19 protein-coding genes are annotated in these 16834 nt (G+C 61.9%); 14 read left to right on the forward strand and 5 right to left on the reverse strand.

Annotated features, from left to right (window positions below):
- The first annotated feature begins 4 nt into the window (after positions 1 to 4).
- Positions 5 to 589 carry a hypothetical protein gene (locus U2H20_RS00990; RefSeq protein WP_430592666.1) on the forward strand — a complete coding sequence of 195 codons (585 nt, stop codon included), beginning with the start codon at positions 5 to 7 and terminating at the stop codon, positions 587 to 589.
- Between the two features lie 74 nt (positions 590 to 663).
- Here the strand turns inward: U2H20_RS00990 and U2H20_RS00995 are convergent, their stop codons facing one another.
- The 4 genes from U2H20_RS00995 to U2H20_RS01010 all read right to left on the reverse strand — a co-directional run bounded on the left by U2H20_RS00995 (position 664) and on the right by U2H20_RS01010 (position 4665).
- Positions 664 to 1677 (reverse strand): iron-siderophore ABC transporter substrate-binding protein, encoded by a 1014-nt coding sequence (locus U2H20_RS00995; RefSeq protein ID WP_430592667.1) that lies wholly within the window; start codon positions 1675 to 1677, stop codon positions 664 to 666.
- Entirely contained in the window at positions 1674 to 2558 is an 885-nt protein-coding gene (locus U2H20_RS01000) for an ABC transporter ATP-binding protein (protein WP_430592668.1), read from the reverse strand. The genes U2H20_RS00995 and U2H20_RS01000 overlap by 4 nt, the downstream gene beginning before the upstream one ends.
- Positions 2555 to 3550, reverse strand: a complete 996-nt coding sequence (locus U2H20_RS01005; RefSeq protein WP_430592669.1) for a FecCD family ABC transporter permease — start codon at positions 3548 to 3550, stop codon at positions 2555 to 2557. The genes U2H20_RS01000 and U2H20_RS01005 overlap by 4 nt, the downstream gene beginning before the upstream one ends.
- 68 nt (positions 3551 to 3618) lie before the next feature.
- Positions 3619 to 4665, reverse strand: a complete 1047-nt coding sequence (locus U2H20_RS01010) for a FecCD family ABC transporter permease (RefSeq protein ID WP_430592670.1) — start codon at positions 4663 to 4665, stop codon at positions 3619 to 3621.
- A 251-nt stretch (positions 4666 to 4916) separates the two neighbouring features.
- Between U2H20_RS01010 and rplS the strand changes: the two genes are divergently transcribed.
- The 11 genes from rplS to U2H20_RS01065 all read left to right on the forward strand — a co-directional run bounded on the left by rplS (position 4917) and on the right by U2H20_RS01065 (position 13980).
- Positions 4917 to 5258, forward strand: coding sequence for a 50S ribosomal protein L19 (rplS, locus tag U2H20_RS01015; RefSeq protein WP_430592671.1), 342 nt, complete (start codon positions 4917 to 4919; stop codon positions 5256 to 5258).
- A 102-nt stretch (positions 5259 to 5360) separates the two neighbouring features.
- Complete coding sequence (gene lepB, locus U2H20_RS01020; protein ID WP_430592672.1) at positions 5361 to 6134, forward strand: signal peptidase I; 774 nt, start codon at positions 5361 to 5363, stop codon at positions 6132 to 6134.
- Entirely contained in the window at positions 6124 to 6867 is a 744-nt protein-coding gene (locus tag U2H20_RS01025; RefSeq protein ID WP_430592673.1) for a ribonuclease HII, read from the forward strand. The genes lepB and U2H20_RS01025 overlap by 11 nt, the downstream gene beginning before the upstream one ends.
- A 9-nt stretch (positions 6868 to 6876) precedes the next feature.
- Positions 6877 to 7203, forward strand: coding sequence for a DUF2469 domain-containing protein (locus U2H20_RS01030; RefSeq protein ID WP_430592674.1), 327 nt, complete (start codon positions 6877 to 6879; stop codon positions 7201 to 7203).
- Positions 7204 to 7232: 29 nt separating this feature from the next.
- Positions 7233 to 8351, forward strand: coding sequence for a TIGR03617 family F420-dependent LLM class oxidoreductase (locus U2H20_RS01035; protein ID WP_430592675.1), 1119 nt, complete (start codon positions 7233 to 7235; stop codon positions 8349 to 8351).
- Entirely contained in the window at positions 8348 to 8836 is a 489-nt protein-coding gene (locus U2H20_RS01040; protein ID WP_430592676.1) for a DUF1801 domain-containing protein, read from the forward strand. The genes U2H20_RS01035 and U2H20_RS01040 overlap by 4 nt, the downstream gene beginning before the upstream one ends.
- Before the next feature lie 182 nt (positions 8837 to 9018).
- Positions 9019 to 9369 (forward strand): YraN family protein, encoded by a 351-nt coding sequence (locus U2H20_RS01045; RefSeq protein ID WP_430592677.1) that lies wholly within the window; start codon positions 9019 to 9021, stop codon positions 9367 to 9369.
- Positions 9366 to 10886: a YifB family Mg chelatase-like AAA ATPase gene (locus U2H20_RS01050; protein ID WP_430592678.1), complete on the forward strand. Its 1521-nt coding sequence runs from the start codon at positions 9366 to 9368 to the stop codon at positions 10884 to 10886. The genes U2H20_RS01045 and U2H20_RS01050 overlap by 4 nt, the downstream gene beginning before the upstream one ends.
- Entirely contained in the window at positions 10883 to 12106 is a 1224-nt protein-coding gene (gene dprA, locus U2H20_RS01055; protein ID WP_430592679.1) for a DNA-processing protein DprA, read from the forward strand. Before U2H20_RS01050 ends, dprA begins: the two co-directional genes overlap by 4 nt.
- Before the next feature lie 63 nt (positions 12107 to 12169).
- Positions 12170 to 13081 (forward strand): metallophosphoesterase family protein, encoded by a 912-nt coding sequence (locus U2H20_RS01060; RefSeq protein WP_430592680.1) that lies wholly within the window; start codon positions 12170 to 12172, stop codon positions 13079 to 13081.
- Positions 13078 to 13980: a tyrosine recombinase XerC gene (locus U2H20_RS01065; RefSeq protein ID WP_430592681.1), complete on the forward strand. Its 903-nt coding sequence runs from the start codon at positions 13078 to 13080 to the stop codon at positions 13978 to 13980. The genes U2H20_RS01060 and U2H20_RS01065 overlap by 4 nt, the downstream gene beginning before the upstream one ends.
- Before the next feature lie 115 nt (positions 13981 to 14095).
- Here the strand turns inward: U2H20_RS01065 and U2H20_RS01070 are convergent, their stop codons facing one another.
- A complete protein-coding gene (locus U2H20_RS01070) occupies positions 14096 to 14722 on the reverse strand; it encodes a peptidoglycan DD-metalloendopeptidase family protein (protein ID WP_430592682.1) in 627 nt (208 codons plus the stop codon).
- 208 nt (positions 14723 to 14930) lie between these two features.
- On the opposite strand from U2H20_RS01070, the gene rpsB reads away from it, so the two are divergent.
- Together rpsB and tsf are read left to right on the forward strand one after the other, a co-directional pair.
- Positions 14931 to 15842 carry a 30S ribosomal protein S2 gene (gene rpsB / locus U2H20_RS01075; RefSeq protein ID WP_430592683.1) on the forward strand — a complete coding sequence of 304 codons (912 nt, stop codon included), beginning with the start codon at positions 14931 to 14933 and terminating at the stop codon, positions 15840 to 15842.
- 6 nt (positions 15843 to 15848) lie between these two features.
- Complete coding sequence (gene tsf / locus U2H20_RS01080) at positions 15849 to 16676, forward strand: translation elongation factor Ts (protein WP_430592684.1); 828 nt, start codon at positions 15849 to 15851, stop codon at positions 16674 to 16676.
- The last annotated feature ends 158 nt before the right edge of the window (positions 16677 to 16834 follow it).

Raw genomic sequence — 16834 nt, forward strand, 5'->3', positions numbered from 1 at the left:
ATGTATGTGGATTCGACGAGCGCTCTTTTGGGTTTTCCTTGCTTCTGTGATCGCACTCCCGCTCTGGGTGATGTTCGGCCGCGGATTCTTCGGGGCCCCGCTGGGGACTGCGCTCGTGCTCCAGACCTTCCTCATGCCGGGTCTTGCCATTCTGATCGGCTCGGTCGTCGGCGTGACGGTCGCTCGCAAGAGTGTCCGCTCGAAGCGGGCGATCGAGTGGGGCGACGCGCTCCGTATCGGGCCGTGGTGGCTAGCGATCGTACTACTCGCCTTCTTCGTCGTCGATAGTTCCGGTGGCCGAGAGGGCAGTGTGCTCACGCAATGGTTCGGGCCGCAAGCGCTTGGAATTTCGAGTGCTGCGACGCTCGTGCTGACGCTCGCGATCGTGATCGGCGCAGGAGTCCTTTTCGTGGCGCAGCTCCGTGCTCTCGGGCGCGAAACGAAGCAGCGAATGGAGTCGTACGTCAACGCGATGACGCAGCAGTCGGGGACTCCGATTCAGGCAGAAGCGTTCTTCGAGAAGACCGATGGTCCGCAGGCGGGCCGCACGATTCGAATCGAACGCGGTGACCTGGACGGCAGTTCCTGATGTGAATTCGAGACCGGACGACGAATGGGGTGCTGAAGCGTTTGCTTCAGCACCCCATTCGGTTCTTCACGGTGTTACCGGGCTGATACCGCGTCTGCGAGCATCGGGACGATCTCCTCGATCGCCAAGGGAATGCTCACGGGGCTTCCGGCGCTGAATGCCGCCACGAGGTCTCCGTCTGGGTCGAGGAAGACGGTGCGTCCATCCTGCACGACGGGAAGTGCCGCGATCAGTGGGTCGTTCTCGACGTCTTCGAGCGTCAGGAAGATGGGAAAGAACACGAGCACCTCGGTGTCGAGGACTCCGAGTTGTTCACCCGAAACTGGAGCGTAGAAGCCTTCGCTCGGTGTCAAAGCCTCGACCTTTGGTTCGAGGGCGAATCCGAGCTCTGCCAGGATGTCCCAGCGGGCGTCCCCTGGAAAGCTCGCGCCGTACTCTTCGCCGAACTTACTCGCGACTGCCGCGTTGACGCCGTCGAATTCCGGGTGGTCGGCAGCCGCGTTCGCGATCGTCTCCTCAACCGAACTGATCAGTGCGGTCGCCTCCTCGGCCTTGCCGAGCGCTTCGCCGATGATCTCGGTTTGCGTCTGCCAATTGATGGAGTACGCAAGCGTGTCCGCGGGTGCGGCGACGGTCGGTGCGATGGTCGAGAGCTGTTCATGAGTCTCCGCGTTGTTGTCGCTGCGGAGGTTCAAGATCAGGTCGGGTTCGAGCGCATCAATTGCTTCGAAGTTCGGTGCTTCACCGTCGTTCGGGAACACAGTCGGGGTGACATCGCCGAAGAGTTCGCTCGCCCAGGGTCCTACGCCCTTGTTCTCTTCGCCGAACGACTGCCAGTCGTACACAGCGATCGGCTGGACTCCGAGCGCAAGCGCCACTTCAGCGTCAGACCATCCGAGGGCGACGACCTTCAGGTCATCGCTCGCTGCGGGAACCGTGACCGGTCCGAACTGCGTCTCGATCGTGACGCCGTCGTCCTGGCCTCCGTCAGCATTATTCGATCCGTCGCCACCGGATTGGCAGGCGACGAGCGTGAACGCGGTGACCGCGGCGATTCCGACGAGCGCCACCTTTCTGAGAGTTTTCATGAGTTGCTTGCTCCTTCTGGATTGGGTGGCGAAACCACCGCTCCCATCCCGGGCAAGGGGACAACGAGCGGGGTTCCGGTTTCTGGGTCTTGAAGAATTCGTGCGCGAACGGAGAACGCTTCTGCAACGAGCTCTGAGGTGAGAATGTCGTTCGGGTTTCCGGTTGCCAGGATTCGTCCGTGCTTCATGACGATGAGGTTGCTCGCATACCGAGCCGCCTGGTTGAGATCGTGCAGCACCGCGACCAGCGTGCGGCCGGATCGGTGCAGCTCCGCAGCGAGCTCGAGCACCTCGATCTGGTGGGAGATATCGAGGAACGTCGTCGGTTCGTCGAGGAGCAGGATCTCAGTTTCCTGTGCAAGCACCATTGCGATGAGTACTCTCTGCCGCTGGCCGCCGGAGAGCTCATCGACGGTGCGCCCCCGGAGCTCGACGAGATGAGTGGCTTCGAGCGCGTGACGAACGGCGGCCTCATCGGCGGGGGACCAGCGTCGAAAAACGCCCTGATGCGGGTGTCTGCCTCGGCTGACCAATTCACTGACCGTAATCCCGGGAGGCACGGTAGTTTGCTGCGGCAATAGCCCGAGTTGCTGTGCGAGCTGCTTCGGAGCGAACTTGGTGATCGGTGTTCCGTCAAGCAGGACCTGCCCGCTTCGCGGCGGCAGGAGTCGGGCGAACGACCGGAGCAGCGTTGATTTGCCAGACGCGTTTGCTCCGATGATGACGGTGAAGTCACCGCGTCGGACGGAGACAGTCAGGTCGTCCAGAATGGTGCGCTCCGCATAGCCCGTCGTCAGGTGTTTCGTCTCGAGCGCGAATGCGGTGGACTTCGCCACGGGTTGCGCGCGTTCGGAGTTCGGGAGCCCATTCGATGAGGTCATGATGCGGCCTTTCGAGTTGCAGATATCAAGAGCCACAGCAGATATGCGCCGCCGAGGCACACGGTCACTACGCCGACGGGCAATTGACCGGGAGCGATGACGATTCGCGCAACGACGTCGCTCGCGGCAAGGAGCATCGCGCCGACTGCAGCGGATGTAATGAGACCTGGGTTTCGACCTCCGACCAATGCCCGAGCGATGTGCGGCGCTGACAGCGCGATGAAGGCGATCGGTCCTGCCGCGGCCGTGACAGCCGCGGTGAGCACGATTGCGAGCACGAGCAGAGCGAGCCGCGATCGTTCCACCCCGACTCCGAGTGCACGCGCATTGTCGTCGCCCATCTCGATGAGTCGCATTCTCGGTGTGAAATACAGCGCGATCGGCACGACGATCGCGACCACGATTGCGAGACCGACGACGTCGTTCATCGTCGTGCTCGCGACGGAGCCCGAACCCCAGATGGATGCGACAATCGCGAGGTCGAGTTGGGCTCGGAGAAGGAGATAGGTGTTGAGTGCCGTCAACATCGCACTCACCCCGATTCCGACGACGATGAGTCGGAACCCTTGAACGCCGTCGCGGAATGCGAGGAAGTAGATGACCAGGGCGGACAGCAGGCCACCGATCAGTGCGCCCGCGGTCGCCGTGCCGAAGCCGGATCCGAACACGATGAGGCTGATGAGAACGCCGGAGTATGCGCCGACATTGAACCCGATGATGTCTGGGCTTCCGAGCGGGTTTTTCGTCAGTGATTGCAAAATTGCGCCGGCGATTCCGAGGGCGGCTCCGCCAAGGAGCGCGACGGCGACTCTCGGAAAACGCCAGCGAAAAACTCGACGTGTCGTTGCTTCGTCGGCCTGTCCGAAGAGCGCGCCGAGCGAATCGCCAAGTGAGAACTGACTGTCGCCCAGGCTGAGGCCGATCAGACCCGCCGTGAGCGCGCACAGCAGAGCGATCAGAGTCGCGATGATCGTGCGACGATGCAGAAGCATGCTGCGAGTTCCGCCAAATCGGAGCACTCGAGTTCCGGCAGGCAATACCGAAGGAAGACTCGGAGACGTCACAGTGCGTTCGCCCCCTTCCTTCGTGCCACCCAGATCAACACAGGTGCGCCGAGGAAGGCGACGACGATTCCTGCTGGCATTTCTGCGGGGACGAGCACTCGTCCGAGGATGTCCGCAATGAGCAGCAGCGCAGGGCCGATCACCAGCGCAAGGGCCACGATCCGTATTTGATTCGGGCCGGCGATTGCACGGGCGAGGTGGGGAACCATGAGTCCGAGGAAGACGATCGGCCCGACCGCCGCGGTCGCCGCTCCGCACAGTGCGGTGATCGCGAAGAATCCGAGCACGCGGGTGAGTCCGACACGAGCGCCGAGCGAGCGCGCGATGTCCTCACCGAGCGCGAAGGCGTCCAGTGAGCCAAGGAGAACGATGGTCAAGGCGAGGCCGATGGCGAGAAAGGGGAGTATCGCGATCACGACATCGAATTCGCGGTTGCTGACCGAACCTGCGCTCCAATGGCGAATTCGATCGAAAACCTCGCGGTTCAGAAGCGTGAATGCGTAACCGACTCCTGTGAACACAGCGCCCAGCGCAACCCCTGCGAGTACGAGCCGCGTCGGGCTTCCACCGTTTCTTCCGGATCCTCCGATGAGAAATACAGCGAGAGCGGCGACTCCTGCGCCGAGCAGGCCCCATGGAACCTGTGCCGCGATCGACGCGCTTCCGCTGATCGCGAGCCCGGCGGCGACCGCGAGGTAGGCGCCGGCATTGACGCCGAGAAGCCCAGGGTCGGCGAGCGGATTCCGGGTGAGCGCCTGAATGATCGCGCCGGCAACGGCGAGCGCAGCTCCGACGAGGATCGCGAGGGCCGTTCTCGGGAGGCGACGCTCCATGACTACGACATCGATGAACGGGTCGCCACTCGTGCCGGTGAGAGCCCCGATCACTTGTGATGGAGTGGCGACGCCGGAGCCGATGAACATGCTGAGCGCGGCGAGTACACCAACGAGGCAGGTGAGGGCGATGCACCAGACGACGGTTGTGCCCACACTCCGCACGCGCGTGGTCGACGCGGGTGATGCAGGAGTGGAAATTTTCGGCACGGAGGACTTTCTTTCAGTCGAGGGCGTCCATGCCCGATCGGTGGTAAGGCTAGCCTAATCAGCGACGTCGGTACAGGGTGTTGCGGCCGAACTGCGAACTCGAATGGCGTCAGCGTCGCGAATGTGGCAAGATTGGTCGCTGTGCCTTGTGCAGCCTCTGCCATGGGGGAGCATGTCGCGGGCACTTGGATTTTTCCTCTTACATTCTTACTGAGTGATCGACCTGTGGCGGTTACGGAGAGCGAACGAACATGCACATTCTTGACGGCCTCGATGCCGCATCGCTGAAGAGCGACATTCCAGACTTCCGCGCCGGAGACACGGTGAAGGTCCACGTCAACATCGTTGAAGGTAACCGTTCACGTATCCAGGTTTTCCAGGGTGTCGTCATCGGCCGCTCCGGTTACGGCGTTCGCGAGACCTTCACGGTCCGCAAGGTCAGCTTCCAGGTTGGTGTGGAGCGTACGTTCCCAGTGCACTCCCCAACGATCGACAGCATTGAACTGGTCACCCGCGGTGACGTTCGTCGCGCAAAGCTGTACTACCTCCGCGAGCTTCGTGGCAAGAAGGCGAAGATCCGCGAGAAGCGCTAGAACTGTTCCAACGGTTCTGCAACAACACTTCCGAACGGCCCGCGAATGCGGGCCGTTCGTCGTATGTTTAAGAGAAGCAATGTTTGGTCACGAGAGGGAACAATGACTGACGCAACCTCCCGCTCGGTGACCGAGCCCCCCGCGGAACCCTCGGAACAAGAACGTGGAAGTCGACGTTCGCAGCGAGGCATTTTGCTCTTTCTCCGCGACCTGATCGTCATCTTCCTCATCGCAATTCTGATCTCCTTCCTGGTGAAGACCTTCCTGATCCGCCCGTTCTGGATTCCTTCGGAATCGATGAGCGACACGCTGCAGGTCGATGACCGAGTCATCGTGAGTTTGCTCACTCCAGACGTGATCCCGCTGTCCCACGGCAACATTGTCGTGTTCGAAGACCCGGGCGGCTGGTTGCAGGACCCACCAAAGACCAACGAAGACACCGGCTTCATGCGCGTGGTCGACGATGTCCTCACGTTCATCGGGCTCGCCCCCGACAACTCGCACGGATACCTGATCAAGCGCGTCATCGGGCTGCCGGGCGACACCGTGGCATGCTGTACCGACTTCGGCCAGCTCACGATCAACGGGCTCCCAATTGACGAGCCGTATCTTGAACTCCCAGACCCGAGCTACGCGGCTTCGGGCGTTGACTTCTCGGTCACGATTCCAGAGGGTGCGGTCTGGGTGATGGGTGATAACCGTTACCGGTCAGCGGACTCACGAGCGCACCAGGACGACCCGCATGGAGGCACGGTTCCGATCGACAACATCGTCGGCCGAGCGGTCGTCGTCTCCTGGCCGCTTTCGCACTGGACTTGGCTCGATTCGTTCGCAGATGTCTATGAGGGCGTCGAAGAGGCGCAGGGTGCCCAGTAGTTCCTTCTCGGATTCTCCCGAACCTGATGCCTCGCCCGAAGTTCGGCCGGAGGTGGTCGCGCTCGAGACCGCTGTAGCCGCTGCGCCCGCGATTGGCTTTCCAACCCTGGACGTCGAGCGACAACTCTGGAGCGGCCACCGTGGTGTCATCGGTATCGATGAGGTCGGTCGGGGAGCGATCGCCGGTCCTGTCTCGGTCGGTGCCTTGTATCTCGAAGCAGACTGCGCAGCGATCCCCGAAGGTCTTCGCGACTCGAAGCTGCTCACAGAACGAAAGCGCGAACGCATTGCGCCGCTCGCACGCGAGTGGGGGCTGCACGCTGTCGGACACGCCTCCGCGGCAGAGATCGACGAGTACGGCATCGTGCGCTGCCTCGGACTCGCTGCTCGACGCGCGCTTGAAGGACTGCACGCGAAGGGCGTCGACGTTCCGGGTTCGGCGATCCTGCTCGACGGCTCCCACGATTGGCTGAGCGTCGCGCTGCAGCATCCGCTCACGATTCACACTCGGGTCAAGGCCGACCGGGACTGTGCCTCGGTATCGGGGGCCGCGCTGATTGCAAAGGTCGAACGAGACGCGCTCATGAAAGCGCTCGCCAACGATCACGAGCACTACGGGTGGTCGAGCAACAAGGGGTATGGAGCCAAGTCGCACTATCAAGCGATCGAGGATTTCGGCATGACCAACCACCACCGAACCACCTGGATTCGACAGCCCGTTGGACGGAAGTAGGATTGCGACATGGAACCTGAAGATCTCGACGAGTACGACCGCTCGGTTGAACTCGCGTTGTTCCGCGAGTATCGCGATGTCGTCGGCATGTTCCGCTACGTCATCGAGACCGAACGCCGGTTTTACCTTGCAAACGACGTACAGCTCAGCCGTCACGATGCTGGCAACGATTTCTATTTCGAACTCCAACTCACGGACGTTTGGGTATGGGACGTCTACCGTTCCGACCGCTTCGTGAAGAGCGTCCGCGTGCTCACCTTCAAGGACGTCAACGTTGAAGAGCTCTCGAGCCGAGAACTCGAACTCCCGAAAGAACTGGCGATCGACGAGCAGTAAGGCTCGATGCCGCGTGGTTGGATGATCGCATGGGTTTCAACGAAGAAGACGCCAAAGATCCGACCACGGCCTCGCGACGACCGTTCGCCATCGATGCAGGTGGCGAAACTACTGCCTCCCCATTCGACATCGAGCAACGCGCCTCCGATGCGGAGCACCAGGGGTTCGATGGGATCGTCGCGACCGAAACGCTCCACGATCCCTTCCTCGCGCTCACGCTCGCGGCTCGCTCGAGTTCGACGCTCGACCTCGCCACAGGCATCGCAGTTGCGTTCGCAAGAAACCCGATGTCGATGGCGGTTGCCGCGAATGATCTGCAGCTGATCAGCGGCGGACGCTTCACGCTCGGTCTCGGAAGCCAGGTTCAGGCGCACATCGAGAAGCGCTTTTCGATGCCCTGGTCGAAGCCGGCGGCGCGAATGAAGGAATACGTCGAGGCGCTCAGAGCGATTTGGGCAAGCTTCGAGACGGGGGAGCGGCTTCGGTTCGAGGGTGAGCATTACCGTCACACGCTTATGACGCCGTTCTTCAATCCCGGCCCGAACCCGAGCGGTCCTCCTCGTATCGCTCTGGCTGGAGTGGGCTCGCGAATGACCCGCGTGGCCGGTGAAGTGGCGGACGCATTCTTTGCGCACTCGTTCTCAACGCGAAAGTACTTGACCGAGGTGAGTCTCCCGATGCTGGCAGAAGGTGCCGCAAGTGCCGGTCGGCCGAGCAATGCGGTTGCGGTGAGTGTCCCTGTGTTCACCGCGGTCGGCGAGAGCCGAGATGAGATCGATGCCGCGATCCTGGCAACCCGTCAGCAAATCGCGTTCTATGGCTCGACTCCCGCGTACCTTCCGGTTCTCGATGCGCATGGCTGGGCGGGCGTTCACGAGCGGCTGCACGAACTGTCGTTGCGGGGGGAGTGGGCCGCGATGGCCGGTGTCATCACCGACGAAATGCTCTCGCACTTCGCGGTCATCGGGACGCCATCTGAGGTTGCAGCGCAGTCGATCGAGCGATTCTCCGGGCTCGCAGCACGACTCTCGTTCTACACGACGGCCGATACTCGACCGCAACTCGTCCCACAGATCTTGCAGGCGATCGATCAGCATCACCTTCGCGAGGTGCCGCGCAACGAAGCAGAAGATGGAGCATCGGCATGACTGAGCCATCCAGCCGCAAGCAATCATCGACGAACAGTGATGCGAGCTCCGAGGGGTTCTCCGAGGAGGAACGTGCGGCCATGAAGGCACGCGCCGCTGAGCTTCGCGCAGAGAAGCTCACGCCTCGTGGGGTCAAGAAGGCCGAGGCGGAGGCGGAGGCGGTCCACGAGAAGATTGCCTCGATGCCAGAATCTGATCGAGAACTTGCTCAGGGCGTGTACGACCTTGTGCTCGCCGCGGCCCCCGAACTCGCACCGAAGCTCTGGTACGGCCAACCCGCCTATGCGCTCGACGGTACAGTGATCTGCTTTTTCCGCAGTGGCCTGGGTGACAAGGAACGGTATTCGACATTCGGCGTGAGCTCGGCAGCGAACCTCGACGACGACACCGGACTTTGGGCAACCGGCTTCGCCCTGACGGCCCTGACACCTGCAGCGAAGCAGCAGATCACTGCACTGGTGACTAAGGCGGTTTCGAAGCGCTGAGATCGGCGCCACGCCACGCCACACCCAAGCCCGCCGCTCCGGGCTTCGTGCGGTCCGCGAGCAGATCGCTCGGCCGTTGCCGTTGAGTTCATGCTTCTCCACAATGACGCTGTCGACGGAGCACGTGCACATTCGCGTGATTCACGCGGGCGCATCACGGGGTACCGACGCATTGTTGGGCCATGGACGCTCGACAAGAACTCGGAATCACAGGTGAAGACGCTGCAGCACGTTTTCTCGAACTGAAGGGCTATTCGATCCTCGATCGCCGTTGGCGGTGCTCGCATGGCGAAATCGACATCGTTGCCGCGAACGCACACTCAACCGTCATCGTGGAAGTAAAAACTCGGCGTTCGTTACGGTTCGGGTCGCCCTTCGAAGCCATCGTGCCGAGCAAGCTCCGGCGACTTCGAGAGCTCGCGGTGCTCTGGTCTCGCGCGCATCAATCGCGAGGTCCCTTGCGGATCGACATCATCGGCATCGTCGACGGTGAAGAGGGCTTTCACATCGAGCACCGCGAGGCTGTCGCGTGACCACAGTCGGCATCGCGCATTCCATCGTCTTGGCAGGTTTGAACGGCACCCGCATCAGCGTCGAAGCACAGACGAGTGCGGGTTTGCCATCGGTAACGATTATCGGACTCCCCGACGCAGCGCTCCGTCAAGCCCGTGAACGCGCCTGGGCGGCGATGCAGAGCTCGGGCTTGAAGGCGCCCGACACGAAGTGCGTCATCAATCTCTCCCCCGCATCACTGCCGAAACACGGTGCGAGTTTCGACGTCGCGATCGCGGTGGCGGTTCTTCGCTCGACAGGTGTCATCCCGGAGGGCCCGGACACGACGATGCTGTTCGGCGAACTGAGTCTTGACGGTCGACTTCGACCCGGACACGGCATTCTGCCGGCGGTACTGGGCGCTCGTCGAGCAGGCGCAAAACGAGTGGTCGTTCCGGCGGCAAACCTTGCGGAGGCGAGTCTGATTGACGGAGTCAGTGTCGTGGGCGCTCGAAGTCTGCGTGATGTCGCGATCGAACTCGGTGCCGAAGCAGAGTTCGTCGACTGTGAGGCCTTGGTGCTCGCGGTACCAGCACAACAGGCTGAAGGGGCTGGTGATCTCTCGGAGGTCCGCGGAAATCTGCACGCCGTCGAGGCGCTGCAGGTCGCCGCGGCGGGTGGACATCACATGATGCTCCTCGGACCGCCAGGTGCCGGAAAAACGATGCTCGCCCAACGCTTGGCGGGCATCCTGCCCCGACTCGACGAAGAGGCAGCAATCGAGGTTGCCTCGCTTCGATCGCTCTCCGGTCTCATACAATCCGGGAGCCTTCCGCGCGACCCTCCATTTGAAGCGCCACATCACACTGCGACCTCTGCGGCACTCGTGGGTGGCGGGAGCGGGATAATTCGCCCGGGAAGCGCGGTACGAGCATCGCACGGTGTGCTCTTCCTCGACGAGAGCCCCGAGTTCAGGGCGAGTGTTCTCGACACGCTTCGTCAGCCGCTCGAATCTGGCCGGATCTCCATCGCTCGTGCCAGCGGGACCGCGGAGTACCCGGCTTCGTTTCAACTCGTGCTCGCTGCGAACCCGTGCCCCTGTGGCCTCGATGGCAGTGGCGATTGTGTCTGCAGCTCAATCATGAAGCGTCGGTATCTCGGCAGGCTTTCGGGTCCGTTGCTGGATCGCATTGATTTGCATCTCAGGCTGGATCGTGTGGGCGCGACCGAAGCATCACTGAGTACTCCGATCACGAGTGCGCAGGCTCGTGCTCGGGTGAGCGAGGCTCGAGCACGTTCTGCCCACCGTCTTGCTGGAACGCCATGGAAGAAGAACGGTGAAGTGCCTGGACCCTGGCTTCGAAAACATGGTCGAGCGCCCGAGTCGAATGCGATCGCACTGCTGGACCAAGCACTCGAACGAGGGCTCATCACTATGCGCGGCTACGACCGGGTTGCACGTGTCGCCTGGAGTTGCGCTGATCTCGACGAAGTACCAGTCCCAGATGCGCATCATTTCGGGCGCGCACTGCTGTATCGCAAGGGAATTTCCTCATGACTGCGTTGTTCAGTGATCAGATCATGCTCGAACGCGCTGCGGCTGTCGCGCCGCCGTCGCTTCGAGACTCGACAGCCTCGGCCTCGTATCTTGAGCTCTTTGCCTCGGGAGCCTGGTCTACGGTTGTCGAGCCCGGAGACAGCGTCGGTGGTCTTCTGCGCCAGGTACTCGGTCCCAAGCGGGCATTCGATTTGCTCGCAATGGACACTCCGCGGCGCGTCTGGCTCGACGAACTCGGTGAATTCGCGGCCGACGTTGCTCCAGTGCTCGACGCTGCAATCGCACGCTGGCGTCCGAGGGTTGACCAGGTTCGCATTCTTCGCGCGTTCGACCAGGGTGTGCGGTGGGGGCAGGTACTGCTCGACCCTGCACGGGAGGAGTGGCCCGATCGATTCCACGATCTTGGAGCCCATGCGCCCGCGGCGCTCTGGGTTCGCGGCGACGCGAGAAAACTCGGGGCGAGCGTTCGATCAGTCGCGGTGGTCGGTGCACGAGCAAGCACCGGCTACGGAGAACACGTGACGATCGAGCTCGTTGAAGGGCTCGGTCAGCGCGGCTTCGCGATCGTTTCAGGTGCCGCCTATGGGATTGACGGCGTCGCTCATCGTGCAGCACTCGCGAGCGACACCACGACCGTCGCAGTACTCGCGGGCGGGCTCGATCGCTTCTATCCGGCAGGCCACGAAGATCTACTGCGCAGGATCGAGCACGATGGTGTGATCGTCTCGGAGGTGCCGTGTGGCCAAGCTCCGACGCGTTGGAGATTCCTGCAGCGAAATCGCCTGATCGCTGCGCTCGCATCGGTGACCGTCGTGGTTGAGGCGGGCGCGAGGTCTGGCTCAATCAACACCGCAGGACACGCGGCGGCGCTCGGACGGCCACTCGGCGCCGTGCCTGGTCCGATATCCAGCGCCGCGAGCGCAGGCTGTCATCGCCTGATTCGTGAATATGGCGCGGAACTGGTCCGATCAGCGGGCGATGTCGCTGCGATGATCGACGGTGAGAACCTCGTACAGGCGCCCTTGGCGTTACGGAGCAGCGAAGAGATCCGCCTTCTTGATTCGATGAGTGCACGGACCGCTCGAACGCTCGAGGAACTCGCGGTTCGAAGCGGAATCAGCCCGAAAGCGGTGCTCGGTTGTCTTGGGCTACTCGAATTGCAGGGCGAAGTGGTGGAGCGCGGTTCAGGCTGGGTGAGGACAACTCAGGGGAGCACGTGATGGTGTGGGAGAGCGCAGGTGTTGCGCGGCAGTCGGTCACGATCGGATCGCTACGCTTGAGCTATGTCTGGTCTGCAGAACGCGACGCCCGCACCACGCGCGAGCCCGAACTTCACGCTGGCGCATTTCACAGATACTCATTTGCTTGCCGAAGGCGCGCTTTTACAAGGAATGTACGACACGAAGGCAGTGTTCCAGTCCGCACTCGAACGGTTAGAACAAACGGTCAGTTCACTTGACGCGATCGTAGTGTCAGGAGACATCACCGATCTGGGCGAACCCGATGCCTACAGAATCGCCAAAGAACTCGTCGAACCGGTTGCGGAACGGCTCGGTGCGACGATCGTGTGGGCCGCAGGGAACCATGATGACCGTGCTGCGCTCACTGCCGCGTTCGAGACGTCGAGTTCGGCAATGCCGTACGACCGCGTCGTCGATGTCAACGGCCTTCGTATCATCGCCCTCGACTCGAGCCTCGAAGGGTGGCATCACGGAGGCTTCGATGAGGGCCAAGCCGAATGGCTGGAGACCGTTCTCGAAACGCCAAGTCCCTCTGGTTCTCTCCTCGTGATGCATCACCCACCCGTTGTCGCTCGAAAAGCGCTCATGCGGCTCCTTGACTTTCACGACGAACAACAGCTTCGGGAGATCCTGCAGCAGAGCGATGTGCGGGCGATCCTCTCGGGTCATACGCACAGCGTCACCAACGCAACGTTCGCGGGTATCCCGGTCCACATCGCCGGGGCCATCAGCTACGTCGACGATCTTGGCGTGGACCCGGAACTCCTCGTCGGCCTCGATGAGACACAGTCCTTCGGTCTCGTCGAGATCTACGACGAAGCCGTGGTGCACCACACCATCCCTGCGAAGCAGCATGCTGGTGTCGACTCGTTGCCTCCCCACATTCTCGAAGCGCTCGCCCAGATGCCATACCCGGAGCGACAAGCGATCTTCAGTAAAAAACGCGACTCATGAATCTTGATCTCGGGGTGACCGAGTTCCTCCGGGGGCTGCAGAAGGAGCGTGGACTCAGCGCGGCGACCGCTCGTGCGTACGCGAGCGACCTGACCGCGCTGTTGCGGTTCTGCGAGGGCCGCGCCGTGCACGCGAGCGAAGAAATCACCCTCGATATCCTCCGGGACTGGCTGTACGAGGAGAGCACGAAGGGTTTGTCGAAATCGACGCTCGCTCGCCGCAGTGCATCGGCTCGTGCTTTTGGGCGATGGCTTCGCGAACAAGGACACAGCGACCCCGCCGCCCGCCTTGGCACGCCGAAAGGCGAGAAATATCTACCTCGAGTCGTTTCAGCGCACGGAATGAACGAGATTCTCAGCGGTTTGCAGCAGCGCGCGAGTGAAGGCGATCCGACCGCGCTGCGCGATCACGCGATCGTCGAGCTGCTGTATGCGACGGGAATGCGCGTCAGCGAACTCCATGGTCTCGATCTGGACGATCTCGATCTTGAGCGTTGTACCGCGACCGTGCTCGGAAAGGGAAACAAACAGCGGGTTGTTCCCTTCGGTGCGCCGGCGCTCGACGCGGTGCACGACTGGATTCATCGGGGGAGGACGGCCTTTCTCGCGTCGGGTTCGCCGAGCCCGGCGTTGTTCCTCGGCGTTCGAGGGGGACGCCTCGGCCAGCGAAGCATCTACCAACTCGTCGCTGATCTGCTCGCCACGCTCCCGGGAACAGGAACTGCCGGTCCGCATACGCTTCGCCACAGCGCGGCGACGCATCTCCTCGACGGTGGAGCTGATCTGCGGGCAGTGCAAGAGATCCTCGGTCATGCGAGTCTCGGCACGACCCAGATCTACACCCACGTTTCGCTCGACCGACTCCGGCAGAGCTATACAACGGCACACCCTCGCGCTTGAGCCCCTCGCACTTGCATCCCGCGAGACCACGCCATTCGACACCACACCGAGCGAACCCGTATCGAGCGAACCGGCGCTGATCGAACCCGCGCAGAGACCACCTGCATTGCTTGTATCACGGTTCGAGCGGCAGAAGCACTGCCTGCTCCATCGAAAAGTACTGCAGTGGGTTCACGTACTCGTCGTTGAGTCGAACGCCAAAATGCAGGCAGGATCCGCAGGGAAGATGGCCAGAGACCACGGTTGCAAGGTGCTGCCCGGCAGTCACTCGCTCGCCAACAACCACGAGCGGCGCGACGGGCTCAAAACTCAGCAGTTCCCCGGAATCGCTCTCCACGGTGATCACGGTGCGATCGACGACGAAACCGACGAACCTCACGACACCGTCAACGGGCGAAACGAGTGGATCGCCGAGGCCCGCATCGAGGTCGACCCCACGGTGTCCGGCACCATATTTTCCGTGCGAAAGATCGAAGGCTCGGAGGACATGGTCCGATTCGACAGGGAAGACCCAGTCGCGGTCGGCTGCGAACGCGGTGGACGCAGGCGTTGATCCAAGTGCGCAGAGCACAAGGACGCAAGTGACCACCGCACCTGCGAGCCGTTGATGCAGAGCGATGCGAGGGGTCCGGCCGTGACGGAGCGATACTCGCGGTGAGGGGGGAACGGTGTGGTTCATGTGCTCAGGATGAGCACCTGGGTCGCAGAGTCCAGCGGCGATCGCGGTGCTGTGCGTCCACATCGCAGTAATCGATCTGGGGAGACCACATTCCGTTGTGGCCAGCGCCGAATCTTGAGGTACGATATTGGGAGCACCTTCGTCAAGAGGGTGACTACGCGTGCTCAAACACGTCGCATACTCCTCGGTTCCCGTGAGGGCGGAGTGTGCGTCGAGCACCAGGGTATGAGTCAACCGGCACATGCAAAACCAAAGAGAAGAGAGACCGGCCATGGCCGTCATTACAACTCGCCAGCTGCTCGACAGCGGCGTTCACTTCGGGCACCAGACCCGTCGTTGGAACCCAAAGATGAAGCGCTTCATCTTCACCGAGCGCAGTGGCATCTACATCATTGACCTGCAGCAGTCGCTCGCGTACATCGACAAGGCGTTCGAGTTCGTGAAAGAAACCGTCGCGCACGGCGGAAGCGTCCTGTTCGTCGGCACGAAGAAGCAGGCTCAGGAAGCAATCGCCGAGCAGGCAACTCGCGTTGGCCAGCCATACGTGAACCAGCGTTGGCTCGGTGGACTCCTCACGAACTTCAACACCGTGTCGAAGCGTCTCGCTCGCATGAAGGAACTTGAAGAACTCGACTTCGAAGACACCAGCGCAAGCGGCTTCACCAAGAAGGAACTGCTGCTCAAGCGTCGTGAGCTCTTGAAGCTCCAGAAGTCGCTCGGTGGTATCCGCAACCTCCAGAAGACGCCTAGCGCGCTCTGGGTCGTCGACATGAACAAGGAACACCTTGCAATCGACGAGGCCAAGAAGCTCGGTATCCCCGTTATCGCGATCCTCGACACCAACTGCGACCCAGACGACGCTCAGTACCCGATCCCGGGCAACGACGACGCGATTCGCTCGGTGGCACTGCTGACGCGCATCATCGCTGACGCTGCGGCTGAGGGCCTCATCCAGCGTCACCAGGGCGGCGGAGCAGAAGCTGAAGTCGAGCCGATGGCTGAGTGGGAGCGCGAGCTGCTCGAAGCTGACGCGAAGGCACCTGCTGCCGAAGAAGCGCCTGCCGCTGAAGAAGCGCCTGCTGCTGAAGAAAAGGCACCAGCTACTGAAGAAGCACCTGCTGCTGAAGAAGCACCAGCTGACGCAAACGCTGAAGCAGCTGTTGCTGCCGAGACCAAGGAGTAATCCCATATGGCAAACTTCACCGCTGCTGACATCAAGTCCCTTCGCGACCGCACTGGCGCGGGAATGATCGATGTCAAGAACGCACTGACCGAAGCTGAAGGCGACTTCGAGCGCGCAGTTGAACTGCTCCGTCTCAAGGGCGCGAAGGCAAACGCAAAGCGCGAAGACCGCACGACGAGCGAAGGGCTCGTTGCCGTGAACGAGTCGGCTGAAGCCGTCACGCTCATCGAACTGGCATGCGAAACCGACTTCGTTGCAAAGGGTGACAAGTTCATCGCTCTCGCACAGCGCTCGGTCGACGCTGCCGCTGCTGCGAACGCGGGAACCGTCGAGGAAGCCCTCGCGGCTCCACTTGAGGGCAAGACCGTTGGCGATGTCATCGCTGAAGAGTCCGCAGTGCTCGGCGAGAAGGTGCTGCTCACGCGCATCAACCGCCTCACGGGAAGCAACTTCGCTGTCTACCTGCACCGCACCTCCAAGGACCTGCCACCGCAGGTCGGCGTTGTGGTCGCCTTCGACGGAGACGACGCAGACACTGCTCGTGCAGTTGCACAGCACATCGCAATGTTCGACCCACAGTTCATCTCGCGTGACGAGGTTGCTGCGGATGCAGTCGAGCGTGAGCGTGAGCTCGTCACCGAGATCGCGAAGAACGAGGGCAAGCCCGAGGCTGCACTGCCGAAGATCATCGAGGGTCGCCTCGCTGGGTTCTACAAGCAGATCGTTCTGGTTGACCAGGACTACGCTCGCGACAACAAGCAGTCCGTTGGCAAGGTATTGAGCGACGCGGGTCTCACCGTGACTTCATTCGCTCGATTCAAGGTCGGCGCGTAACACGTACCAAGAAGGGCCGGGAGAAATCCCGGCCCTTTTTCATGCCCAGAAACCTGCATTCCAAATGGAAGTTCGCGCCAGAACGCGAGGTCGTGCTGGGCCTGGGGCGTTAGGCTTGCAGGCGGCGCCAGATCCAAGCGCGATTTTGAGACTGAAAG

The sequence above is a fragment of the Humidisolicoccus flavus genome (assembly GCF_045689595.1).
GTDB lineage: Bacteria > Actinomycetota > Actinomycetes > Actinomycetales > Microbacteriaceae > Humidisolicoccus > Humidisolicoccus flavus.